A 23,536-nucleotide genomic window follows, 5' to 3' on the forward strand; every position below is an offset into this window, starting at 1 on the left:
GATGACGACACAGAATCGTCCCGATGGCATCGCTGTTCCTGACGAGGCGTGGACTCGAGGTGGATCGAACGAGGACGCAATGAAAGGAACGGACACCTCAACCTGTACCAAGAGATCAGTTAGTCGGCCGCTTATATAATCCACTGATTGTTTGAGTTGATCGGCTAGCGTTGAGGTAACACAGGAGCAGGTAGTTTTACTTCCATTCTACGGCTCATCACTATGTTCCTGTTTCACAATCTATTATATAGACCGGCAGAAAACCCCGGATGTAAGAGCACCGAACCTAAAATACCACTCACTGAACCACGACAATGGATCTTGACTCCGACCGGTACTGCCAGATGAGTAAGCGAGAAATCCTCCGAGAGCTCATTGAGCACGTAGTAACCTCTAAAGAGGGCCAAGAGGAGAAAGAACACCGGAGCGGGAAGTCCACGGATCTCAACCTTTATCTCTTAGATAACCAGGGATACGAGATTGGATCACTCGACGACTATATTAACCAGATCACGAAGAATAATCGAATTAGTGGACATGCACAGAATTACGTAGCGAAGCACACCTTCTCAGAAGAAGCCGTAGGTGACGAAACAGCAATCGTCAGTATTACCACGCCCGAGAAATCAAGGACTGACGACTCTGTTTGGATTCAGCAGGGTGAGTACATTTGGGCTCTCACAACTGTACGTCAAGAGTGGCGAGAAAAGACGGTAGAAAAATTAATCAAATATCTCCCACAGGTTGAACGACTGTATCTCTCGTCCGAGTACCTTGATGCTCTCACGCAAGAGAATATCATCCAAGACTCCTATATTTCAGGATTTACATCTCAATATCATGCGCCTTACGCGGACAGACACGCAACACTTCGCTTCCATGGTGGACGTAGGAACGACCTCAAGAAAGCAGAGAAATACTTCAATGCGAAACCCACCCGGATCGAGTTCGACCAAACAAACAGTCCCGAAGCCGCAATTCAGGGGGCAAGTACAAACGATGGGCGTCTATCATTCCAGTCGGTGGTTGATGGGTCACAGGACAAGGCAGTTGAGACGTTGTTAAGCGTTTCTGAGGAATACCAAGAACTGGATAGGGAGAATTTCGAAATTGATCACGCTCCAAAGCACAATAGCTTCGAGAACGGGTTTTCGGTAGACGGGTTCACAGCTATCGAACTCACGGATCCTGATCGAGACAACGAGACAGATGATTCATTGATTGATGAACTAAAGGAGAATGTTCTGAACGGTCCACAGTATAAATTCGGCCAGCGGGATGAAAATACGCTACGAGTATACGATACTCATCATGAGGAGATTTTTGATCTTGCCGTAGAGCCCCCGGACATTATAATCTATCCCCGTGAGCCAGCGACTGCGATGAGTCTCAGAGACATTGTACAGCAGATTTACGAATACGACTCGACGTACTCCCAAGAGAAAGTCGAGAATCCTGTTGCGGCACCATTATAGAAATGTCGGAGTCGCCAGAAGTAGATCGGCAGTTTAGAGAAAAACAAACCTACAATCTATTCTTTAGCGCCATGACAGCTCGTGCATCACCCTGCCTTGCTGACCTTGGATGGCGCATGCCGGTCAAGTTCGGAGAAATCAACGATACGTACTCTGGCGTCGATTCAGAGCCGGATTTCGTGCTATACGATGGAGACACCTGCCTGCTTGTCGAGATCAAGTCTGGAAATAATATCGAGGATAGACACATCAGGCAGATGCAGCGGTGTAATGAACTCACTATCGACGGTGTAGAAGAAGAACTCGAGAATGCGAATGTACGTGAGAAAACACCGTACGATGGGTCAGTCCAGACGATTGACCGTTGCATTGTCTATCACGATATTGACGAAGATTGGATAGGTCAATGTCGGAATGAGTGGCAAAGTTGTCAAAAGCAACTCGAAAGACTTGAAGAAGAAGCAGCGGTTCTCACTCAGGACTTCGGTGGAAAGTTACGCCGGGTGGCCGGCGAATTCAAGTCAGGTCGTCTCCAGAACCGGTTCAATCGAGGGATTGAGCTACCTGAGAATCCGAAAGAGGAATTCGTATTGACTGAACAGATGGAGAAAGAGATCCTTGCAGTTGCCGTCTGCGGGATTTGGGGAGAACAGTCGATGGGATATGAAAATCCAGTGCAGGTGAGTGTAAATCAGGTTCGAGATCATTTTGCACCGGTGTTTAACGTGCCTCCTGACAGAGTTAACCGAGTACTCTATTATTTGCAAAAAGTCGGAGCATGTAATCACGTAGAGGGCCTGACGTACGAGTTCTCTCATAATCATATCTCGGAAGTGCTGCAAATCACCCAAACGGTACGTGAGAATCGGGTTGATGATGTTCTCGAGGATATTAATCATAATCTCCCAGATGAGCAACAAACGACATGGGATATGATCTCTGAGGAGGGAATCGCTGACGGAAGTGGCGATAAAAGTGTTGACGAAGATGGCAGGAATCAAGAAGGAAGCAATTCTAACGACTCAAACGCAGAGTGACCGCGACCAAGATCTCTCCTGACAATTTTGAATTATATTCTCTGCTAACCGGTCAGCTAGTACGGTTAGTATCTCAGATGTCACTATTTGAAGGGCAGGTCTAAGAGTAGCTGGCCTTGGATGCTGCTCTCTCAACTGCTTTGCCTGTACTAGTCTCACGATCGTCGTCAATTTCACCCGTCTAACCAATAAAACCGATTACGAGGTCCCATTCTGGGCTATGTATAAGATCGGACCACTGGATAGTCGCATAATATTTGCGAGCGTGGCGCACGCACTGCACGGCTGTCTCGGCAACAGGTTAACATCCTAACGTTCTTTAGGGTAGATTGCGTAACGCACAGACGCGCACGAAAGTGCGCAAGAGCCGGAGTGCACAGGACCAACCAAGCCCTCCGGCTCACACACGGCCCCCGCGTAGCGGGAGCAATCCACCATTGGCGTTGGCGAAATAAAGACCTGCCGACGTACCGCCGACCCAGTCGTAGCCGTCGCTGCGTCTCTCGCTGGATTGTGTNGGAGCTACACATGGTTTCGAACGTCACGATCCACTGCGACTGCGGTACCGATGTCCACACAACGACGACTGCCGCCCCGGCAACGTGTCCGGACTGCGAGGCAGCGTTCGCACTGACCGTCGTCAAACTCCCCGAGACTCACGATGCATTCAGCACTCACAACGGCTCTCGATCGTATCGCGGCCCGTAAGGGCTGTGACCGAGCGGCGTTGCCACCGCTGTACGACGCGATCGATCCCGAGGCGCTGGCCGCCGTCCTCGAGTCGGACGCGGACGTCACTGTCCGGTTCGAGTACGCGGGCTCCCGCGTCGTGATCGGTCCCGACNTACGACGCGATCGATCCCGAGGCGCTGGCCGCCGTCCTCGAGTCGGACGCGGACGTCACTGTCCGGTTCGAGTACGCGGGCTCCCGCGTCGTGATCGGTCCCGACTCCGACGAGGTGGTGGTGACCGATCCGGATCGGTAACCGGCACCGATCCGGCCGCTCGAGCGACGATTCCGGCGGCCCGATCACGCGTCGCCTCGAGCGGCGACCCGACGGAAGTTCTCGATCAGCCGCTTGCCGAGTGCGAGCGAGATGTCGTCGCCGCGGCCGTCGTCCGCCGCGTCCGTCGCCGCGTCCGACTGGGCCCGCGTGAGGATGCTCTCGGGATGGAACTGCACCCCGAGGTGCGGTTTCTCGCGGTGGCGGACCGCCATCAAAACGCCGCGCTCGTCGGTCGTTCGGGCGGTCTCCGCGAGCGTCGCCGGCAGGCTAGCGCGCTCAACCGACAGCGAGTGGTAGCGGCCGACCTGAAACGTCTCCGGGAGGCCGTCGAAGAGTCCCGTCCCGTCGTGAGTGATCGTCGACGGCTTCCCGTGGACGACCTCGGGGGCGTGGCCCACCGGCGCGCCGTTGGCCGCACACAGCGCCTGATGGCCGAGGCAGACGCCCAGAATCGGGTACTCGGTTTCCGCAAACAACGGGATCGAGATGCCCGCTTCCTGTGGGGTACCCGGTCCGGGTGAGACGATGATCCCGGTCGGCTCGAGGTCGCGAACGCCCGCGAGATCGATCTCGTCGTTTCGCCGAACGATCACCTCGTCCGCGACCTCGCCGACGTACTGGACGAGGTTGTACGCGAACGAATCGTAGTTGTCGATCACGAGTATCCGCTCGCTGCGGTCGCCGTCCGCGTTACTCACGCCGGTCACCTCCGGGTGCCGGCTCGAGTCCCAGATCGGCCCGCTTGCCGAGCGCGTCGTCGACCGCCGTGATGAGCGCGCGGGCCTTGTCGAGGGTCTCGTCGTACTCGCTGCCGGGGTCGGAGTCGTGGACGATCCCCGCACCGACCCGCAGGTGGTACTCGTCGGCGTGACGGACCAGCGTCCGGATGACGATATTGAGGGTGGCGCGGCCGTCGAAGCCAAAGATACCGACGCTGCCCGTGTAGGGGCCGCGCCGAGTCGCCTCGAGTTCGTCGATGAGCGCCATCGTCCGCGGTTTCGGCGCGCCGGTGATCGTGCCGCCGGGGAACGTCGCCGCGATGGCGTCGGCGAGCGACTCGTCCGAGCGCAGTCGCCCCGTCACGTTCGAGACCAGATGCATCACCTCGGAGTAACGGTCGATCCGTCGGTACTCCGCGACGTCGACGGAGCCGTACGCACAGACTTTCCCGAGATCGTTGCGCTCGAGATCGACCAGCATGGCGTGCTCGGCCCGCTCCTTCTCGTCGCCGAGCAGGTCCGCCTCGAGCGCGTCGTCGGCGGCGGGCGTCTCCCCGCGCGGTCGGGTGCCGGCGATGGGTTCCGTGCGGACGAAGTCGCCGTCGCGCTCGAGCAGCAGTTCGGGGCTCGCGCTCACCAGCGTTGCCGACCGGAACTCGAGCAGACAGGAGTAGGGGGCCGGGTTGACCCGTCGCAGGGCGTCGTAGGCGGCGACCGGGTGGACCGCGGCGGGCGCGACCAGTCGCTGGGAGATGTTCGCCTGAAACGTGTCGCCGTCGCGGACGGACTCCTTGACTCGCCGCACCCGCTCGGCGAAGGCCGCCCGGCCGCACTCGCTCTCGAAGGTCGCCGTCGGGCTCGAGACCGGCGGCTCGCCGATTTCGGGATCGCCGTCGCGGACGGCTCGCGCGAGTTCGAGCGCCCGCTCGCGGCCGCGCTCGTAGGCCGCCTCCAGGTCGGCGTCGGTGCCGACCTGCGGACAGGCCGTAATTCGAAGCGTCACCTCGCCATCGGTCGGTTCCTCCCAGGCGACGAGTCGGTCGTAGACCGCGACCTCGAGACGCGGCAGTCCGCGGTCGTCGACGGCCGAGTCGGGCAACGCCTCGAGTTCGCGGGCGATATCGTACGAGAGCCAGCCGACGGCACCACAGGGGTAGGGCACGTCGCAGTCCCCGCGGGCGATCGAGTCGCCCGCCAGCAGTCCCTCGAGCGCGGCCAGCGTCGGCGACCCGTCGTCGTCGGGTCGCCGAACCGCGTCTGAACCGACGGTGAGCCGGTCGACGGGGTCCACGCCGAAGTAGCCCCAGCCGGGCTGCCCGCCGGTCGTCTCGAGGAACACGGCTCCGTCGGGTCCGTTGCGGGCCCGCCGATAGGCGAGAAACGGGTCGGCAACTGTCACGCGGACTTCGACTGGAACGCGACAGCCGGTGTGTGTCGTCGCACCGGCCGCCGCCGACGCGTCCCTGTCGCGGTCGCGAGCGGCGGCGCGAAACGCGTCCGGCGTCGTCACGACATGGGGATCGCTCATGGGTCTCGAGACGAAACGAGCGAGTAATCCTCTTGCGATTTCCGGGGTAGCGATCCCACGCCGAACGACGGAACGAACCGTGACCGCAGACGGCGTGCCGGTAAAATGACGAGTACCGCAGAGTGAGACGAATCGGGTGGACTCGGGGTCGGTGGCGGGCCGTTACCTGACTTCGGCGCGGTCGATCCAGCCCTGAATGCGTTTTTCGGAGATGTCGGTCCGGTCGGCCAGTTCGGCGGCGTCCGCGTCGGCCAGTTCGCCGACGGTGTCGACGCCGGCACCGGCAAGACGGTCGGCGTAGGCCGGGCCGATTCCTTTGATCTCATCGACCGGTTCCTGGGTCGTCTCGTCGGGCTCGGTGGTAGCGGCCGTGTCGTCGACCGACGGATCGGACGCGGTCTCCTCGGCTGCGGCGTCGGCGTCATCGGCCGTCTCGGACGCCATCTCCGCCGTCTCCGCGTCGTCGGTCGCGTCAGCGCCCGACTCTGATTCCGAGTCCGGTTCCGACTCCGTCTCACGTTCGGGTTCGGTATCGGGTTCCGCGTCCGTCTCGACGGGTTCCGATTCCGCGTCGGCGTCGGGCTCGGCCTCCTCGATGGGCGACGGCTCCGCCGGCTCGATGTCCTCCTCGGACTCCGTCGCCGAGGCCGCACTCGAGTCGCTTGCGGCCGTTCGTGACGGCTCCGGGGTGATGCCGCCGGTCGCGGGTTCGGTTCGATCGGTGTCTCGTCCGTCGTCCGTCGACCCTTCCCGTTCGACCGTTACCCCGACCTCTCGAGCGCCTCCGCGCTCCGAGTCCGACTCGTCGAACCCCAACAGGGACTTCAGCTTTTGGAGGATTGCCATTATCTCGTGGTAGTCGGTTCCACCACTTAAATTCGCCTGATACTGACAGGGTTGCGACCGAGTCGCCGGCGCTACAGTCGCGAGCGCAGCGCTTCGTTCATTACGTCGACCGGTGCGTCCCGACCGGTCCAGATCTCGAAGGCTTCGACGCCCTGATAGAGCAGCATCCACGCGCCGTCGATCGTCGTCGCCCCGGCGTCGGCCGCATCCCGAAGCAGTCGCGTCTCGAGCGGGCTGTAGACCGCGTCGAGCACGGCGAGCCCCTCGTGGAGCGCGTCCTCGGGCACCGGCGTCGCGTCCGCGTCCATCCCCACGCTGGTCGCGTTGACCAGCACGTCAGCGTCCGCCAGCAGTTCCTCGAGGGCCGCGAGCCCGTGGCCGGTCGCGCGGGGGACCGCCGCGGCCAGATCGTGGGCCGTCGACTCGGTTCGATTGGCGACCGCGACCGTCGCGCCGGCATCGGCGAGGCCGAAGGCGATCGCTCGACCGGCCCCGCCGGCACCGACGACGACCGCCTGCTCGCCCTCGAGCGCGACGTCGTGCTCGCGAAGCGCGCGCAACGCGCCGATGGCGTCGGTGTTGTACCCCGTCGGTGGTCCCGAGCCGGAGAAATCGATCGTGTTGACCGCGCCGATCCTGGTCGCCAGGTCTTCGGGCGCGACGAGTTCGAGGGCCGCTTGCTTGAACGGGATCGTCACGTTTAGCCCTGCGATCCCGAGCGCGTCGGCCCCGCGGATCGCGTCCTCGATGTCGTCCGCCTCGGGCTCGAAGGTCGCGTAGCGTGCCTCGAGTCCGAGTTCGTCGTAGGCCGCCTCGTGCATCGGCGGCGATAGGGAGTGACCGACCGGGTTACCGAGCAGACCGTATACGTCCATAGCCATTGCTCTCTCACTCGTTTCGGCAGGGATATAATCGGTCTGGCTTCGGCAGGGTATCGCCTCCCGACCGGGGATCGTTTCGCGTCGCTTTTAGGCCGGAGTTGAGTAGCCGACGCCATGCTCTCCGGAACCCCGCTTTTCGTCCTCCTGTTGGCGGCCGGCATCGTCGCGCTGTACGGCGGTGCGGAGTTGCTGGTTGCGGGTGCGGGCCGACTGGCGCTCGGAATCGGTCTGCGGGCGGCGACCGTCGGCGTGACGGTGATCGCGTTCGCGACGACTGCACCGGAACTGTTCGTCTCGACGATCGGCGCGTTGAACGTCTCGACTGACATCGGTCTGGGTGCGGTCGTCGGCTCGAACATCGCGAACATCGGACTGGTACTCGGGATCGCCGCGCTGATCAAACCCCTGCCGATCGCGGACCGGGTCATGCGGCGACACGTCCCCACGATGGTGCTCGCGGCGATCCTCCTGGTCGGGCTGGGCGCGAACGGCCGGATCGGTCGCTTCGAAGGGGCGGTTTTCCTGCTCGTCCTCGCCGGGTTCACGGCCTTTCTGCTGTACTACGTCAACGCGGACCCCATGCCGTCGACGGACGATCCGGACGCGGGCGGCGGTGTCTCGCTGCGGGACGTTGCGCTCGTGATTGGCGGGCTGCTCGCGCTCGTCGTCGGGTCCCGGTGGCTCGTGGCCGGCGGAACCGGGCTCCTGTCGGCGCTTGGGGTATCGGACCTCGTCATCGGGCTGACGGTGCTCGCGCTCGGCACGTCGCTGCCGGAGCTGGCGGCGTCGGTCGTCGGGGCCGTCCGCGGCGAGACGGAGTTCGCGATCGGCAACGTCGTTGGCTCGAACATCTACAATATCTTCGCGGTTCTCGGCATCGTGGCGCTGATCACGCCGATCGAGATCGAGCCGGCGACGCTCCGGTTCGAACTCCCGATCATGGTCGCCTTTACGCTCGTGCTGGTCGGGATGATGGCATACGGTCGTCGGCTCAGCCGGATCGACGGCGCGATCCTCGTCGCCGGCTACGCCGGGTTCGTCTACGCTCTCGTTCCCTGAGATGTCCCGTTCGACCGGCTCGACGGGAGCCGATCCGAGTCACATCGGCAGCGGCGTCCCGTCTCGAACGTCGCGGTCGTCGTGTGCGGCCGCGAGTCTGTCGAGACGCGGTCCGAGGTGGTCACGGAGGACCGAGACAAGCGGGTTCTCGCGGCCGTCGCCGGCCAGGGCACTCACCCGCGATTCCGCGTCGGAATCGGCCCCGTCGGTCGTCACGACCAGGGCTCGTTCGCGGTCGGCGAAGACGACGTGTCCGTGCTGTGTCGCCTCGAGCGGGAAGTTGAGCCAGTCGAACTGTGGCTCGCAGACGGCAGCATCCGGAACCATCGAGCGGACGGTATCGCGGACCCGCGGTGACTGCGACCCGACGTAGACGTCGACGCCCCGCTCGGCCGCGGCGTGCCACTGCTCGAGGCACTCCCGCTCGAGTCGACTGCCGTCCGGAACCGTCACGACCAGTTCCGCGTCGGCACCGGCGGCGATATCGCGCCCGCGAGCGTGGACCGGCCCCGCACCGGTGATCGTCTCGCAGCCCTCCGCGTGAACGTGGTCTCCCTCGTGGTCCCCGTTTACGGCCGCCTCACCCGTCGCTGCGTTCGAGACGCTGTTATCGGCTGTCGATCCGCCGGACGATTCCCGAACCGCCGCGATGGGAACGGCGCTGTCGGCGAGCGGCCCCTCGAGCAGCCAGTCGCTCTCCCACTGCGGCGCGATCGTGACGAGTGCGGCTCGACCCGCCGCGTCGTCGTACGCGACGAGTCCGGCGTCGGACAGCGCGGGGAGGTGGTCGTGGGTGAGCGTCTCCGCGACGGGCAGCCACTCCTCCTCGGAGACGTCGACCAGTCGCATCCCGTCGCCGCCCTCCCGAGCGACGACCGCCGCGGCGAGAGTCGGGAGGGGAACGGCACCGCGGCGCGCCGCCAGCGCGGCACAGACGGTTCGACGGCGCGGCCTCCGAAGGGCCTCGAGCGTCCGGTTCAGCGTCGTCTCGGCGGCGGGAAACGCCTCGCCCGTCGGGTCGTCGAGGAGCGTCCGGACCCACTCGGCCTCGAGGAGCGGGTGATCGGCGAGCGCGACCGTCGGCACGTCCCCGTCGTCGATCCGAACCAGGACGCCGATGTCGACCAGTCGGGGGACGTGGGCGTGAACGAGATCGGTCCGAGTCCGTGCACACTGTTCGTCGGTAACGATCGGCCGGTCACGTTCGGTGGTCGCCACCTCGGTCGCGAGCGCGGTGAGCGACATCGCCGCCGTCGTCACTGGCGAACCGACCGCGGACGTGTCCCCGCGCTCGAGCAACGCGGCGAGGAGGTATCGACGCCGCGGCACCGCGAGCACGTCCAGCGCAGTTGATGTCGGTTCGTCATCCGGTGGAGAACTCATTGGCGGATAGGAGACGATGATCGGGGGAAAGAACTGTACCAGCATGCTCTGGTATCACCCAGTTGTCGTCTCGTTCCGTGCCCCGAAGTACGCCGAGAGGAGCTTCGCCTGTGCCACTCGGAGATGCTGGTGGAACGTCTGGCGGGCGATGTCGAGCCGATCGGCGATCTCGCTCGCGTCGCTGTTTCGCGTTGGCCACTCGAAATAGCCGCCGTGATAGGCCGCCTCGAGAGCCAGCCGCTGTTTCTCGGTCAGGATCGATTCGACGGTCCGCCGGAAGTCGCCGTGTGTCCGGATCGGTCGCTCGATGGTTCGCTTCGAGACGAGTTCGGTATCGGGGTACGTCGACGTGATCGCCCCGACGAGGTCGCGCAGATCCGTGTCGAGGCTCACGTGAACTGTCAGCTCCGCGATGCCGTCGTGAACGACCTGTGACTGGAGGCGTGCGCCGTACTCTCCGAGGAGCCCGGCGACCGTCGCGTCGCGAACGACGACTTCCCAGTCGCTTTCGTCGTCGGCGGCGTCGATGAGTCGAAGTTCCGTGATCGAGGGGGTGTCCCGCGCGACCGCACGAATCGCGTCGGGATCGATATCGGAGACGGTGAGATAGTAGACGAACACCTCGTCGGTCAGCGGTAACACGTGATCGACCGAGAGATCACAGCCGGCCCCGTGGGAAAGCGCGATACAGCTGTCACCGGCGTCGGTCGATTCGAACTCGAGTTCGACGACGGTGTCCAGATAGAGGAGTCGCCGGACAGCCATCGCGTTGATCGCGTGGCCGACGGTGCCGCCGAACTCCTGGAGGATCTCTCGTTCCCGATCGGCGAACGCCGACGGCTCGGCGGCGGCCACCACGAGCGCGCCGAAGGCGCGGTCGGTCGCAACGATCGGGACGACCGCCACCGATCCGTAGCCGCGCTCGCGGGCGTCGGCCCGCCACTCGTCGATCGGGCTCTCGTGGAGATGCCGGTATCGCTGTGTCGATCGGGTCTCGAACGGTGACACGCCAGGCGCGTCGGCCGGCGGCTCGACGAACGACGGGAGCACGCCGTCGACCGCGGTCGTGTCGATCCCCGCCCGTGCCGTCGGTTCCCACGAGTAGCCTGCGGTACTCGCGGCGGGTTCGGTCCGCCCGATGGCCGCGAACCGGTAGGCGTCGGCGGCCGCGAACTCCTCGACGATCGCCTGCTCGATCTCGTCGCGAGTCTCGGCCGCGACCACGGTTTCGTCGATCGTCCGTACGATCGCGTTGAGCCGCTCGAGGCGCTCGAGTTCCCGCTCGCGGGCCTTGCGATCGCTGATGTCCCGACCGGTACCGGTAAACCCCAGGACTGCGCCGTCGTCGTCGGTGATCCGTGCGCTGTTGAACTCGTAGGGAATCCGCCGGCCGTCTTTCGTAACGAGGTCCGCTTCGGCGGTGACGTACTCGTCGACCTCGAGCAGCCGTCGAATCGTCCCGGCGATCCGGTCCCGGTCCTCGGGGGCGACGAACTCGAGGGGCTCCATCTCGGCCAACTCCGCGTCGGTGTAGCCCGTCACCGCCCGCACCCGCTCGTTCCACTCGAGGTGGTTCTCGTCCGCATCGAACGCGTAGACGATGTCCGGCTGGGCCTCGAAGACGCTCTCGGCGAATGCCGTCTCTTCGCGGAGGGTGCGTTCGCGCTCGTAGTCTTCGGTGCGGTCGTGGACGAGCCAGACGTACCCCGCCAACTCGACCGGCCGGTCGACGGGGACGCCGATCTCGTCGTCCTCGCGGACCGGCGCGACTACCTCGTGAACCCGGATGCGGTCGCCGTCGTCCCGGAGACGCCACCCCTCGGTTTCGGCCGTCCCGTTCGATCGCGCTCGCTCGAGAACCCGTTCGGGCCGGTCGGATTCGCGTGCGTCCGGCGGAAAGAACGTCCGGTAGTGTGCCCCCACGATCGTCTCCGCGTCGTACCCGGTGAGTCGACGCGCACCGTCGTTCCACCGGTTCACGCGGCCGTCAGGGCCGAACGGTGCCACCGCACAGTCATCGACGAGCGTACTGAGTTCGTGGATCTCGAAGTGACGGTCGGTTCGCCCGTCGACCCGGTTGCCGTCCGTTGCGTCACGGTCCGATCCGGTCGTCGAATCGGTTCGATCGGCCGGATCGTCGCTCATTGCTGCCACCCACTCACAATGGTGTCTGGTCACCACCCACATCCGAAAAAGCACGGGTCGTCTTCACCGGGGCCATTTACGGCCGGCTCCGAACCGGCGACGTTAACGGCCCCACCGTCCGAGCACGGATATGACCTCGCTCGCGATCGTCGAAAGTCGCGCCGACCGCGCCTCGGAGCACATCTGTGACCGACTCCGCGAGCGCGCGGACTGGACGGAACGGACCGATGACACCCGGCCGGACGCCGCGGGCGGCGGCACCTATTACCGAACCGACCGGGCCGAACTCCGCTCGTTCGACGGGTTGCATATCGAACTCGAGCGCCCGGCCGATGCCTTCGACTGCGACCCGACGCTGCTCGTCTTCGCCTCCCGACACTCGGGCGACACCGGCCCGCTGCTGACCGGTCACTTCACGGGGAACTTCGGCCCCGCCGAGTTCGGCGGCGAGCCCGACGCGCTTGCTGCGGCCGCCCCGAACGCCCTCGCTCACCTGCTCGAGGCCTTCGACGAGTACGCCCCAGCGGAGTACGAGGTCGGCATGGAAGGGACCCACCACGGCCCCACCGACGTGGGCTGTCCGTCGCTCTTTGCCGAACTCGGCAGCGGCGACGAGCAGTGGGACGACCCCGCCGGTGCCGACGCCGTCGCCCGTGCGATCCTCGCCCTCCGCGGCGTCAACCCACACTGCGACCGACTCGAGAGCGATACCCTCACGAGCCGTCGGAATCGCGATACGGTTCCGAGAAGGCAGGTCGTCGGCTTCGGCGGCAACCACTACGCCCCCCGATTCGAGCGACTCGTCCGCGAAACCGACTGGGCGGTCGGCCACGTCGCCCCCGACTGGGCGCTCGAGGCGATGGACCATCCGACGGCCCATCGCGACGTCATCGAACGTGCCTTCGAGGCCAGCGACGCCGAGATCGCACTGCTCGACGGCGAGTGGCCGGTTCTCGAAGAAACCCTCGCGGACGTCGACTGTCGGGTCGTGGGCGAGACCTGGCTGCGCGAGGTCGACGACCGCCCGCTCGAACTCGTCGACGCGGTCGAGGCTGCCCTCGGAGCCGTCGAGGACGGCGTCCGCTTTGGCGACCGGATCGCGGCGTCGATTACCGTCATCGACCTCCCGACGGCGCTTCTGGGAACCGCACAGGGGATCGATCCCGACCACGTTCGGACGATCGTCGAGGCCCATACGGTGGCGTTTACCACCGAAAACGGCGGTAGCCGGGTCGGCTCGCGGGCGGCGGTCCCCGAAACCGACGCGACGGAAGCCGACGCGCACGAGCCGCGACGCACGATCGTTGCGGCACTGGCCACCGTGCTCGAGGCGAAGTACGACGCGGTGCGGGTCGAAGACGATACCGTCGTCGCCGAAGAGACGGCGTTCGACCCCGCGCTGGCTCGTCAGGTCGGCGTTCCGGAGGGGCCGAAGTTCGGTACTCTCGCCGACGGCGAGCCGGTCACCGTCGACGGGGAAACAGTCAGTCCCCAGAGGGTTCGGGCCGAGCGGACGGATCGATTCCCGATCTGAGCGGCTCGACCGGCAATAGTAAGCCGCTATTACTCGACTCACTCCCGCGAATACGGCGTTCTCCTCGACCGGACACGTAAGAACCGATTACGTTGTCAGACGGCTGGCTGACGTGTAGGGGAAAGGTAATTATGCTCCATTGTTTAGACAGGGCCAAGAATGGACTCTCTAATCGACGACGCGATCGACGAGGCCGAAACCGGGGAGGCCGCGGTCCCCGAGGACGCCGCGCCGCGGGACGGACAGCCGTCCGACGGCGACGGGTCGGCCGGCCGGCAGACAGGGACGATGACCGACGACGAACTCGAGGACGTCCTTCAGGACCTCCAGACCGACATTACGGTCGTCGGCTGTGGCGGTGCCGGCGGTAACACGGTCAACCGGATGCACGAGGAGGGCATCCACGGGGCGAAACTCGTCGCCGCCAACACCGACGTACAACACCTCGTCGAAATCGACGCCGACACCAAGATCCTGATGGGCGAGGAGAAGACCGGCGGCCGCGGTGCCGGCTCGCTCCCGCAGGTCGGCGAAGAAGCCGCCCTCGAGAGCCAGCAGGACATCTACGACGCCATCGACGGCTCCGACATGGTCTTCGTCACGGCCGGCCTCGGCGGCGGCACCGGCACCGGCTCCGCACCGGTCGTCGCCAAGGCCGCCCGCGAGGCCGGCGCGCTCACGATTTCGATCGTCACGACGCCGTTTACCGCCGAGGGCGAAGTTCGGCGAACCAACGCCGAAGCGGGGCTCGAGCGCCTGCGCGACGTAAGCGACACCGTGATCGTGGTCCCCAACGATCGCCTGCTCGATTCGGTCGGCAAACTGCCCGTCCGCCAGGCGTTCAAAGTTTCCGACGAGGTGTTGATGCGCTCGGTCAAGGGTATCACCGAACTCATCACGAAACCCGGCCTCGTCAATCTGGACTTCGCCGACGTTCGCACCGTCATGGAACGGGGCGGCGTCGCCATGATCGGCCTCGGCGAAGCCGACTCCGAAGCCAAGGCCGAGGACTCCGTCAAGACGGCACTGCGCTCACCCCTGCTCGATGTCGACATCTCCGGCGCGAGTTCCGCGCTGGTCAACGTCACCGGCGGCAACGACATGGCCATCGAGGAAGCCGAAGGCGTCGTCGAGGAGATCTACGACCGGATCGACCCCGACGCCCGCATCATCTGGGGGACGTCGATCGACGAGACCCTCGAGGGCAGCATGCGGACGATGATCGTCGTCACGGGCGTCGAGTCGCCCCAGATCTACGGTCGGCCGGACGGCGAGGACCCCGTCCAGCCCCAGACACCCGCACAGGGCGAAGACATCGACTTCGTCGAATAATCGAGCCCGTTCGCGTCGGCGATTCGAGTCCCAGATTCCGTTCGCGTTCGTTTCTCTCGGCCGGCGGCAGCGTCACGACAGCCGCCGCTGCGCTACACGTCGGACCCCGCTCAACAGATCGGCTTCGGATCGATGCCGAGATCGTCCAGCGAATCGGCGTACGCCCCGTACGCGATCTCGATCACGTCCTCGGCGACCGTCCGCGCCCGGTCCCAGTCGTCGCTGTCCGTACTGATGTCTCCGAGTCGTTCAGCCGCTCGGTCCCCCTGCGAAGCCGTTTCCTCCCGCAGTTCCCGGAAGCAGTCGGTGCGCTTCGTATCCCCTTCGTTCACGAAGAAACTGATCAACTGAAGGTGCGTCCGATCGGCGACCAGCGCTCGCCCGACGAGTCCGCCCAGCCGGGCCGTCGTTGCCTCGAGCGAGCGAAGCTTCGCGTGCATCGGCCCGGCGTCCCCCGCGCCGACCTCGTCGTCCGCAAGCATGGCCGTAATCCGATCGTAGTGGTCGCGTTCCTGATCGTGGTACTCGTCGAACAGCCGGCGGACGTCCTCGTTCGTCTCGTCGGTCGCCCACGCCTCGAGCGTCTCCATCGCGGCTCGTTCGCTCCTCGCAGCGGTTCTGAGAATCCGGTCTTCCGTCAGGTCGGCGTCGGTAAGCGCAACGAGGAGTTTCGACGAGCCGAGGCGGTCGAGTTCGACGGCCATCGATGCTTCGATCGATTGCTGGAAGTCGGTAGCGTCCATATCGGACCGACATTGCGAAGCGTGTTGAACGTTAGTGACTGTTCAGTCGACCACGACCATTACACGCCTCGAGCACGTACCGACGAGCATGACCGATCGGAGCGACGCCGCCGACGCAGCCGACGAGACGCCCTCCATCGCTCCCGACGAACTGTCCGAACGGCTGCAGTCCGGCGATCCCATGACCGTCCTCGACGTCCGTGACCGCGACGAGTTCGAACGCTGGCACCTCACTGGCGACGGGATCGAGGCCGTCCAGATCCCGCACATGAAGGTCGTCCAGGCCCAGGCCACCGGCGACGTAACCGATCTCGTAACCGATCTCGAGGAGCCGATCCTCGCGGTCTGCGGTCACGGCGAAGCGAGCGCTCACGCCGTCGACCTCCTCCGGGACGCGGGTCTCGATGCGGCCAACCTCGCCGGCGGGATGGACGCCTGGGCCGACCTGTATCGGGTCCGCGAACTCGATGTCGACGCACCAGCGCGAGTCCTGCAGTACGACCGCCCCTCGAGCGGCTGTCTCGCCTACGCGATCTATAGCGGCGGCGAAGCGGCGGTGATCGACCCGCTACGGGCGTTCGCCGACCGGTACGACGCCGACGCCACCGACCGAGACGCGGCGCTCACGTACGCGATCGACACTCACGTCCACGCCGACCACGTCAGCGGCGTTCGCGCGCTCGCGGACCGGACCGACGCGACGGCGGTCGTCCCCGACGGCGCGACGGAGCGGGGCCTCACGTTCGACGCGATGACCATCGGAGACGCCGCGGAACGCAGTTCCGCGAGCCCTGCGTCGCACACTCGGCAGGATGCCGTCGATGAACTGCGAATCGGCGATGTGACGTTGACCGTGCTGGCGACGCCGGGCCACACGACCGAATCGATCTCGCTTCGACTCGAGGGCGGCGATTCCCCGATCCTGTTTACCGGCGACACGCTGTTTCTCGAGGGAGTCGGCCGACCGGATCTGGAACGCGGCGACGACGGCGCGGCCGCTGCCGCCGGGCAGTTGTACGAGACGCTTCGGACCCGTCTCCTCGAGCACCCCGACGAGACGACGGTCGCGCCGGGCCATTACAGCGACGCCGCAGAACCGCGAGATGACGGGACGTATGCCGCTCGGCTCGGGACCCTCCGCGATCGACTCGACGCGCTCTCGATGGACGACGCCGCGTTCGTCGCTCACGCGACGAGCGAACTCCCGCCGCGGCCATCCAACTACGACCGCATCGTCGCAGCGAACCTGGGACTCGAGGACGTCGACGCGGACACGGCGTTCGAACTCGAACTCGGGCCGAACAATTGTGCGGTCGCGGACTGACGCGGCCGGCCCCTTCCCGGCCAGTGCTGGCGCACCCGCGACCTGTCCGTGTGCCGATACAGTTGACCGGACCAGCTCAGTCGTCGGCGGCCGCGCCGTCGATCGCGCCGGTGGCTTCGAGATCGCCCTCGATACTCGGCGGATACTTCCCGCGGTCGAGTTTCAGGTCCGACTGTGGCCGCGCCATACAGGTCAGCGCGTAGTTCTCGGCCTCTTCGTCGGTCAGCCCGCGGGCGGCGGGCTGGGTGACCTCTCCGTCGATGATCTCGGCCGAACACGCCAGACACATCCCGACTCGGCAGGAGTACTCCTGGGCGATGCCCTCCTCGAGACACCGGCTCAGGATCGTTTCCGTGTCGGAGCAGGTGATCGTCTCACCCGTCCCGACGAACTCGATGGTGTACTCTGTCATACCTCTCGGTACGACTGACCTCCCTAAAACGTTTTATGTGCCGGCGGACGCCGGCGTCGGCTGGCTCCGTCCCACCACGGGAAGCGGCTAGATTTCCCGAACGAAATCCTCCGCGATCCACCAGTCGTCGTCTAGCTTGTGCCAGTCGACCTTGTAGACCTCCGTTCCGCCGTCGTCGGCGATCGCCTGAACGTATCCCGCCCAGGAGCGATTGATCTCCGTCCAATCACCGCTTCTGCCGCCGGTCTCCCAACCGGGAGCGTACCCGAAGTCACCCCAGGCCTGCACTTGATCTCCCACGTCGATCCAATCGGACGCACTGGCCGTACCGACCGCGGCGACCGTACCGACACCCGCAGCGACCGTCGCGGCGGACGTTTTCAGCACGTTTCGTCGAGACCGTCCGTCGTCGTTTCCAGGCATTACATCGGAGTAGTGAACGGTGCCACACATAAATTTAATCTAGCATATATTACGAATGTGATCTGTATCGCATTGGTGAACCCGTGGGCCACGGCTATGAGCGAAAAGACAGCCGCACCACAACGCCGCGCTTGCTCCGAACCGGGTACCGTCGCGGTCGACGCGACACTACCGCGGACCGACCATAAAACGTTTTCTTACCACGGCCTCCACACAGTTGATATGAGTACGCAGGAGCAGTCGGCCGCCACGACGCCGAAGACTCAGTCGCCGGACGCGGTCGTCGTCGGGGCCGGAACGGCAGGGTGCTACGCCGCAGCGACCATCGCACGAGCGGGGTACGAGGTCGTCATCCTCGAGCGAAAGGACGAGCAGGAAGCGGGCCACATCGCCTGCGGCGACGCCCTGAAGGGTGCCGATTCCTTCCCCGAAGCGATCCCGAAGTCGAAACTCGAGCCGGCCTTTACCAACACGGACGTCGATCACGGCCGCTTCGAGATTCCCCAGGAGGACACCGTTCTCGAGATTCCGGTTCCCGGCGAACTCGCCGTCATCGACCGCTGGGAGTACGGCCGACGGATCATCGACGGGGCCGAGGATGTCGGCGTCGAGTTCCGATACGACACCGTCGTTACAAACGTCGTCCAGAACGACGACGGTCGCGTCACGGGCGTCGAGGCGATCCGGAAGGGTGACCCGATCACGTACGAGGCCGACATCGTCATCGACGCCGCCGGCTCGCTGTCGGTGCTACAGGACAACGTCGATTTCTCGGCGTCGACGTTCGACACCAACGTCGATTACAGCCACTTCTGTTCGGCCTACCGGGAAATCGTCGAGGTCGAGGAGCCGGTCGAGTGGGACGACGCCCTCGTCTTCAAGCCGACCGAGCGCGCCGCGGGCTATCTCTGGTACTTCCCGCGAACGGACACCGAGATCAACGCCGGCCTGGGCTTCCAGATGACCGAGGAGCCGATGCAGCTGGTCGACGACCTCAAACGCGACCTCGAGACCCGCCCCGAGTTCGACGGCGCAACCGTCGAGGATAAACTCGGCGCGGCGCTGCCGACCCGACGACCGTACGATTCCGCCGTCCATCCGGGGTACATGGCCATCGGCGACGCCGCCGGCCACGTCAACCCCACCACCGGCGGCGGCATCGCCGGGGCCGCCTACGGCGGCAAGTACGCCGCCGAGCGCGCCATCGAAGCCCTCGAGACGGACGACTACGGCGAGGACGTCCTCTGGGAGTACAACGAGAAGGTGATGGAGCACTTCGGCGCACGCTACGCCGCGCTGGACGTCTACAACATCCTCTCGACGGCCGTCGACGTCGACGACCTGATGGGCTTACTCGCCGCGATGCCCGGCGACAAGCTCGCCGAGGCGCTGTACTCGGGCAGTACGGACATCGGACTCAAGCTCAAACTCGAGGCGCTGGTCAAGAGCCGCGGCCACTGGGGCACCATCTGGAACCTCTACAAGACCAAGCGCCGGGCCGACGAACTGCTCTCTCACTACGAGAACTATCCGACCAGCCCCGCGGGACTGGCGGCCTGGCAGGACCGCCGCGACGAACTGATGGAGAAGGTCTACGAGACGACTGGGGCCGACCCCAAGTACTAGAACCGAAATTTTACGCTGCGGTCTGTCGCGCTGGCGGCTTTGCCACACAGCGCGACGTCCCTCGGTGAAATTTCGATCGTATGTGTTTACCCCCAGAAATCGCAGGAGGACAGTAGGTTCAAAATCGGGGAATTCAATTAGAAATCCGTAAAATTCGACCGCCGNCACTGAGAGATATATAAATCAAATAGAGGGTGCTGTTTTCAGCCGTCTCAGTGGCTCAGCCAGGAACTCTATGGGGGTAAACACATGCTTTCGATCAAAAGCACTCCTCCTTCCCCTCCATTCACTTCGTTCATTCCGGGTCAGTCGTTGGCCCGCTCGTTCGCTTCGCTCACTCGCGGTTGGGTACTGGGCAACTGCCTGCCCTTCCCCGCTGAGCGGAAACTTCGTTTCCGCGATGCTCGGAAGAGTTTGCTCTAGGGGCGCGGACTCCTCGCGATGCTCGGCACCCGCTTCCGGCCACTCCCGCTCGAAATCAGTCGGAACCGTGTCGATCAGGATCGTCGACGGCTAATTTGCTCGATCGACCCCGCGAGGACGTCGATCCCGTGACCGATGCTGGCCTCGTCGACGTCGAACGTCGCGGTGTGGTGGCCGGTCGGGTGGTCGGTTCCGACGCCGACGTAGCAGGCCGTCCCGCCGTTTTCCTGCACTGCCTTCATTAGGAACGTCGCGTCCTCGCTGCCGCCGAGTTCGTCGCGCTCGAGCACTCGCTCGACGCCCGCCGTCTGGCCCGCCACGTCGGCGACGATCGAGGCGAGTTCCCCGTCGCTGGTCGCGCTGGGGGCCTCCGCGCCGGTCTCGAACGAGACCGTACAGTCGTGCATCTCGGCGGCGCTCCGAAGGACCCGCCGGGACCGGCGTTTCATGTACTCCATCAGCTCGGTCGTTTCGCCGCGCACTTCGGCGACGACCCGCGCGTCGCCCGGGATGACGTTGGCGGCGCTGCCACCCTCGACGACGCCCACGTTGACCCGCGTCGCGCCGTCGTTGTGCCGGGGAATGCCGTAGAGGTTCTGGACGGCCGTCGCCATCGCCTGAACGGCGTTGCGACCCTGTTCAGGGTGTCCGCCCGCGTGGGCCGGTTCGCCGGCGAACGCCGCGTGGATGTGTGAGACAGCCAGAAAGCCGTCGATACCGGCGACGATCTCGCCGGTCGGATGATCGAGCCCGATATGGACCGCGAGCAAGGCGTCGATGTCTTGGATGTGATCGCTTTCGGCCATCGACTTGCCGCCGCCGACGACCTCCTCGGCGGGCTGGAAGAGGACTTTGAGCGTTCCCGCGAAGTCGCTCTCGGCGATGCGCTCGAGCACGCCGACCCCGATCGTCGCGTGGGCGTCGTGGCCGCAGGCGTGCATCGCGCCCTCGTGTTCGGACCGAAAGCCGTCGGCGACGGGCGCGTGGTCCGGCGCGTCTGACTCCCGCTGCGGGAGACCGTCGATGTCGACCCGCAGCCCGACGGTCGGCCCCGCGCCGCGCTCGAGGACGGCGACGGCACCCGTGTAGCCGCCCGCGAGCCGCTCGAGGATCGCTTCGTCGACGCCTGCCTCCCGTGCCCGGTCGTACCAGCGGGTCAGCTCAGCGTCGTCGGGGACCGCCATTCGGTGGTCGCCCGCGATGGCCTCGGGGCCGACGTGGAGCTCGGCGAGGTCGTCGCCGAGTCGGGACTCGAGTTCGGTGACGATCCGTGCAGTCGTATAGAATTCGCGCCAGGCAGGTTCGGGTCTCCGGTGCAGGGCTCGGCGCAACGAGACGAGGTCGTCTGCGGTCATATGCTGCCCTCGTCGGGAACGGTACAAAGCCCTGTCGACGGTCTGGCACGTACTGATAAACCCAGTCAGTTCCCGCGGCCCGCGCCGTGGATCTGCTCGACCTCGGCCTCGATGTGGACCGAGTCGGGAAAGCTCTGCGAGGCGATATTGCGTGCGAGGCTGTCGTGGCCGTGAATCTCGAGTTCGCGGGTGAAAACGGTGTACTGCCACGACGAAAAGTGGCGGTCGTCGTCGGCGTGGAGCCGACAGCGCTGGGGCACCGAGAACGTCTCGGGCGGGTGGGAGTGCGGGCCTTTCAGCGCGGCCCCCTTCCGTTCGGCGTTGGCTTTGATGTCGTCGACGATACTATCGAGGGCGGCCCGATCGCCGCTCTGGAGGGTGAGACGGGTGACGAAGGTCATGGCTGGTACTGTCGCATACGTCCACGGTGGGCGCGTAAAAACTTGCTGAGATGGCTCCCGCCGTGCCACCGGGCCACGACCGCGGTCGACATACTGTCAGTTACTTCATACTCGGGCGCGGAATCAGTGTTCGTTGGACGAACAGTCCGATATTCTCTTAACGTCGCACCTATTAGCTCACTTAATGGCAGTCGAAGCTACGAGCGCAGGCGCGATCCTCTTCCGCGATACGCGGGGCCGGCGCGAGTATCTTCTACTCAAGAGCCGCCCAGGCGATTGGGAGTTTCCCAAGGGCGGTGTCGAAGGAGATGAAGAACTACAGCAGACGGCGATCCGCGAAGTAACGGAAGAGGCAGGTATCGAACAGTTCCGACTACTCGACGGCTTTCGCAAGGACTACGACTACGTCTTCGAGGCGAACGGCAAGACGATCCACAAGACCGTTCATCTCTTCATCGCGAAGTCGTTCGAGGCCAGCGCGGAACTCTCAAACGAACACCGAGATCTCCAGTGGCGCGATTACGAACAGGCGGTCAACACCGTCACGCAGGACGGTCCCCGGGAGATCCTCGAGGACGCCCACGACTTCCTCGACGAGCGCGAGGAGGAGGACGACGACGAAGCGTAGTCGAGCACGACGACCGTCAGCGTCGGTTCCGACAGGACGGTCCCGTGCCGTAGACACACCGTGAGGGAGAGGTCGCGTTTCACACCCGGCGATCGGCCGGCAGCACCGTTGCCGTCGCGTTCACGTTGATCGGTGCCGGCCGATCGAATAGCGTTTTTGCGCTCGCGTTCCAACGCCCCGCCGTGGACCCACACACTGCCGAGTTCGGGTTCGAACTCCGAACCTGTCGGTGGGCCGAACGCGAGTGGCCGCCAGGGGCGGACCCCGCCGGCGATAGCTACGCGATCGTCGTCGCCCGCCAACTCGGGACGAAGCGCCGCCGCTGGGATACTATCGTCCTCGAGTGTGACCCCGTAGCCCTCCGCCAACGGGCCGCCTTCGGCCGCGAGCGACTCGACGGCGACCTCCGCCACGTGGTCCGAAACGCTCCGGCGGAGTGGACCTACTATCGCGACGCGCTTCCCCACCCCGGCTACCCGTGGCGGTACGTCCGCGAGGCGATCCACCGCGCCGCCGATCGCGGCATCCTCGAGACCCGCAAGAACGGGACTCGAATCGAAATCAGACGCAAGTGGGTCTATCCGGACTGGCTCGAGCGGATCGTCGCGATCGAGAACAAGCCGGACTTAGACGCCAGCGCCGCCCGCACACTCGCCTCGCAACTCGAGTACGATGTCGCCGTCGGCCTGGCCGACGAGGTCTGGGTCGCGACCGAGACGACGGGCGAGCGCGTCGAACCCGCCATTTTCGAGGACCTGCCGGTCGAGGCGGGTATCCTCGCGCTCGCGCCCGACGACCTGACCGCCGAGGTCGCGTGGCACCCCCGCTCGCTCGCGGTCGACAAGCCGGGGACTCGAATCCTCGAGCGGCCCGACGGCGGCGAGCGTGACGACTCGGCCGCCCGCTTCGAGTACGCCGATCCCGAGTGGAAGGTCGACAAACGGCTCGGGATCGCCGAGCGCGCCTACGAACGCGGTTGGCGCTCGTTCGCCGACACGATGCGTCCCGACTGTCGCCACTTCCAGTTGCGCGCTCGAGACGCGACGCAGGCGCTGCCGTACTGCGCCGCCATGAGCCGGTGCCAGACGGCCGCCGAGTGTGCCGGCTCCTGTGACGAGTTCGAACCCGAGCCGCCGGTCTGGCGTACCCGCGGCTGGCCGATCGAAGGCGGCCCCGGAAAACGGTTACAGCAACTCCTCGCGGACCGCCGGCGGCGACGGCGGCCGGGACTATAGCGTCGCTCCCGGCGGCGGCA

General features: G+C 64.9%; 21 protein-coding genes and 1 pseudogene. 11 read left to right on the forward strand and 11 right to left on the reverse strand.

The window, feature by feature from the left end:
* Positions 1–344: 344 nt before the first annotated feature.
* The 4 genes and pseudogenes from C487_RS13440 to C487_RS19705 form a co-directional block, all read left to right on the forward strand.
* Positions 345–1,475 carry a hypothetical protein gene (locus tag C487_RS13440; RefSeq protein WP_152422512.1) on the forward strand — a complete coding sequence of 377 codons (1,131 nt, stop codon included), beginning with the start codon at positions 345–347 and terminating at the stop codon, positions 1,473–1,475.
* Between the two features lie 2 nt (positions 1,476–1,477).
* Positions 1,478–2,512 (forward strand): hypothetical protein, encoded by a 1,035-nt coding sequence (locus C487_RS20380; protein ID WP_152422513.1) that lies wholly within the window; start codon positions 1,478–1,480, stop codon positions 2,510–2,512.
* A 528-nt stretch (positions 2,513–3,040) separates the two neighbouring features.
* Positions 3,041–3,220: a hypothetical protein gene (locus C487_RS13450; protein WP_006186341.1), complete on the forward strand. Its 180-nt coding sequence runs from the start codon at positions 3,041–3,043 to the stop codon at positions 3,218–3,220.
* Positions 3,174–3,356 (forward strand): annotated as a pseudogene (locus tag C487_RS19705) (HalOD1 output domain-containing protein); the annotation flags it as partial. The gene C487_RS13450 and the pseudogene C487_RS19705, both read left to right, overlap by 47 nt.
* Positions 3,357–3,542: 186 nt before the next feature.
* On the opposite strand, the gene C487_RS13460 reads toward C487_RS19705, so the two are convergent.
* The 4 genes from C487_RS13460 to C487_RS13475 all read right to left on the reverse strand — a co-directional run bounded on the left by C487_RS13460 (position 3,543) and on the right by C487_RS13475 (position 7,487).
* Positions 3,543–4,226 carry an anthranilate synthase component II gene (locus C487_RS13460; RefSeq protein ID WP_006186343.1) on the reverse strand — a complete coding sequence of 228 codons (684 nt, stop codon included), beginning with the start codon at positions 4,224–4,226 and terminating at the stop codon, positions 3,543–3,545.
* The gene (pabB, locus tag C487_RS13465) at positions 4,210–5,766 is read right to left on the reverse strand and encodes an aminodeoxychorismate synthase, component I (RefSeq protein ID WP_006186344.1); all 1,557 of its coding nucleotides are present in this window, start codon (positions 5,764–5,766) and stop codon (positions 4,210–4,212) included. Before pabB ends, C487_RS13460 begins: the two co-directional genes overlap by 17 nt.
* A gap of 162 nt (positions 5,767–5,928) precedes the next feature.
* Positions 5,929–6,612 carry a helix-hairpin-helix domain-containing protein gene (locus C487_RS13470; protein WP_006186345.1) on the reverse strand — a complete coding sequence of 228 codons (684 nt, stop codon included), beginning with the start codon at positions 6,610–6,612 and terminating at the stop codon, positions 5,929–5,931.
* 71 nt (positions 6,613–6,683) lie between these two features.
* A complete protein-coding gene (locus tag C487_RS13475) occupies positions 6,684–7,487 on the reverse strand; it encodes a shikimate dehydrogenase (protein ID WP_006186346.1) in 804 nt (267 codons plus the stop codon).
* Positions 7,488–7,607: 120 nt separating this feature from the next.
* Between C487_RS13475 and C487_RS13480 the strand changes: the two genes are divergently transcribed.
* Complete coding sequence (locus C487_RS13480) at positions 7,608–8,552, forward strand: calcium/sodium antiporter (RefSeq protein WP_006186348.1); 945 nt, start codon at positions 7,608–7,610, stop codon at positions 8,550–8,552.
* Positions 8,553–8,591: 39 nt separating this feature from the next.
* Here the strand turns inward: C487_RS13480 and C487_RS13485 are convergent, their stop codons facing one another.
* Together C487_RS13485 and C487_RS13490 are read right to left on the reverse strand one after the other, a co-directional pair.
* Complete coding sequence (locus C487_RS13485) at positions 8,592–9,935, reverse strand: DUF7344 domain-containing protein (RefSeq protein ID WP_049908163.1); 1,344 nt, start codon at positions 9,933–9,935, stop codon at positions 8,592–8,594.
* Between the two features lie 54 nt (positions 9,936–9,989).
* Entirely contained in the window at positions 9,990–12,080 is a 2,091-nt protein-coding gene (locus C487_RS13490; protein ID WP_006186350.1) for a bacterio-opsin activator domain-containing protein, read from the reverse strand.
* Between the two features lie 130 nt (positions 12,081–12,210).
* Between C487_RS13490 and C487_RS13495 the strand changes: the two genes are divergently transcribed.
* Complete coding sequence (locus C487_RS13495) at positions 12,211–13,614, forward strand: D-aminoacyl-tRNA deacylase (protein WP_006186351.1); 1,404 nt, start codon at positions 12,211–12,213, stop codon at positions 13,612–13,614.
* Positions 13,615–13,773: 159 nt separating this feature from the next.
* Positions 13,774–14,946: a cell division protein FtsZ gene (gene ftsZ / locus C487_RS13500; protein ID WP_006186352.1), complete on the forward strand. Its 1,173-nt coding sequence runs from the start codon at positions 13,774–13,776 to the stop codon at positions 14,944–14,946.
* A 110-nt stretch (positions 14,947–15,056) separates the two neighbouring features.
* Here the strand turns inward: ftsZ and C487_RS13505 are convergent, their stop codons facing one another.
* Positions 15,057–15,689, reverse strand: a complete 633-nt coding sequence (locus C487_RS13505; protein WP_006186354.1) for a ferritin family protein — start codon at positions 15,687–15,689, stop codon at positions 15,057–15,059.
* A gap of 88 nt (positions 15,690–15,777) precedes the next feature.
* On the opposite strand from C487_RS13505, the gene C487_RS13510 reads away from it, so the two are divergent.
* Complete coding sequence (locus C487_RS13510; RefSeq protein ID WP_006186355.1) at positions 15,778–17,013, forward strand: MBL fold metallo-hydrolase; 1,236 nt, start codon at positions 15,778–15,780, stop codon at positions 17,011–17,013.
* Between the two features lie 76 nt (positions 17,014–17,089).
* Here C487_RS13510 and C487_RS13515 read toward each other — a convergent pair whose 3' ends face one another.
* Both C487_RS13515 and C487_RS13520 read right to left on the reverse strand, forming a co-directional pair.
* Entirely contained in the window at positions 17,090–17,425 is a 336-nt protein-coding gene (locus C487_RS13515; RefSeq protein WP_006186356.1) for a 2Fe-2S iron-sulfur cluster-binding protein, read from the reverse strand.
* Positions 17,426–17,512: 87 nt separating this feature from the next.
* Positions 17,513–17,848, reverse strand: coding sequence for a twin-arginine translocation signal domain-containing protein (locus tag C487_RS13520; RefSeq protein ID WP_006186357.1), 336 nt, complete (start codon positions 17,846–17,848; stop codon positions 17,513–17,515).
* Between the two features lie 222 nt (positions 17,849–18,070).
* Between C487_RS13520 and C487_RS13525 the strand changes: the two genes are divergently transcribed.
* The gene (locus C487_RS13525; protein WP_006186358.1) at positions 18,071–19,474 is read left to right on the forward strand and encodes a geranylgeranyl reductase family protein; all 1,404 of its coding nucleotides are present in this window, start codon (positions 18,071–18,073) and stop codon (positions 19,472–19,474) included.
* A 497-nt stretch (positions 19,475–19,971) separates the two neighbouring features.
* Here C487_RS13525 and C487_RS13530 read toward each other — a convergent pair whose 3' ends face one another.
* Positions 19,972–21,252, reverse strand: a complete 1,281-nt coding sequence (locus tag C487_RS13530; protein ID WP_006186359.1) for an amidohydrolase — start codon at positions 21,250–21,252, stop codon at positions 19,972–19,974.
* 65 nt (positions 21,253–21,317) lie between these two features.
* Positions 21,318–21,653 (reverse strand): uS10/mL48 family ribosomal protein, encoded by a 336-nt coding sequence (locus C487_RS13535; RefSeq protein ID WP_006186360.1) that lies wholly within the window; start codon positions 21,651–21,653, stop codon positions 21,318–21,320.
* A 184-nt stretch (positions 21,654–21,837) separates the two neighbouring features.
* Between C487_RS13535 and C487_RS13540 the strand changes: the two genes are divergently transcribed.
* Positions 21,838–22,281, forward strand: a complete 444-nt coding sequence (locus tag C487_RS13540) for a bis(5'-nucleosyl)-tetraphosphatase (protein WP_006186361.1) — start codon at positions 21,838–21,840, stop codon at positions 22,279–22,281.
* A gap of 182 nt (positions 22,282–22,463) precedes the next feature.
* Positions 22,464–23,516 carry a DUF5787 family protein gene (locus C487_RS13545; protein ID WP_049908152.1) on the forward strand — a complete coding sequence of 351 codons (1,053 nt, stop codon included), beginning with the start codon at positions 22,464–22,466 and terminating at the stop codon, positions 23,514–23,516.
* Positions 23,517–23,536 lie beyond the last annotated feature (20 nt).

Origin of the sequence: Natrinema pallidum DSM 3751, assembly GCF_000337615.1 — an archaeon.
GTDB lineage: Archaea > Halobacteriota > Halobacteria > Halobacteriales > Natrialbaceae > Natrinema > Natrinema pallidum.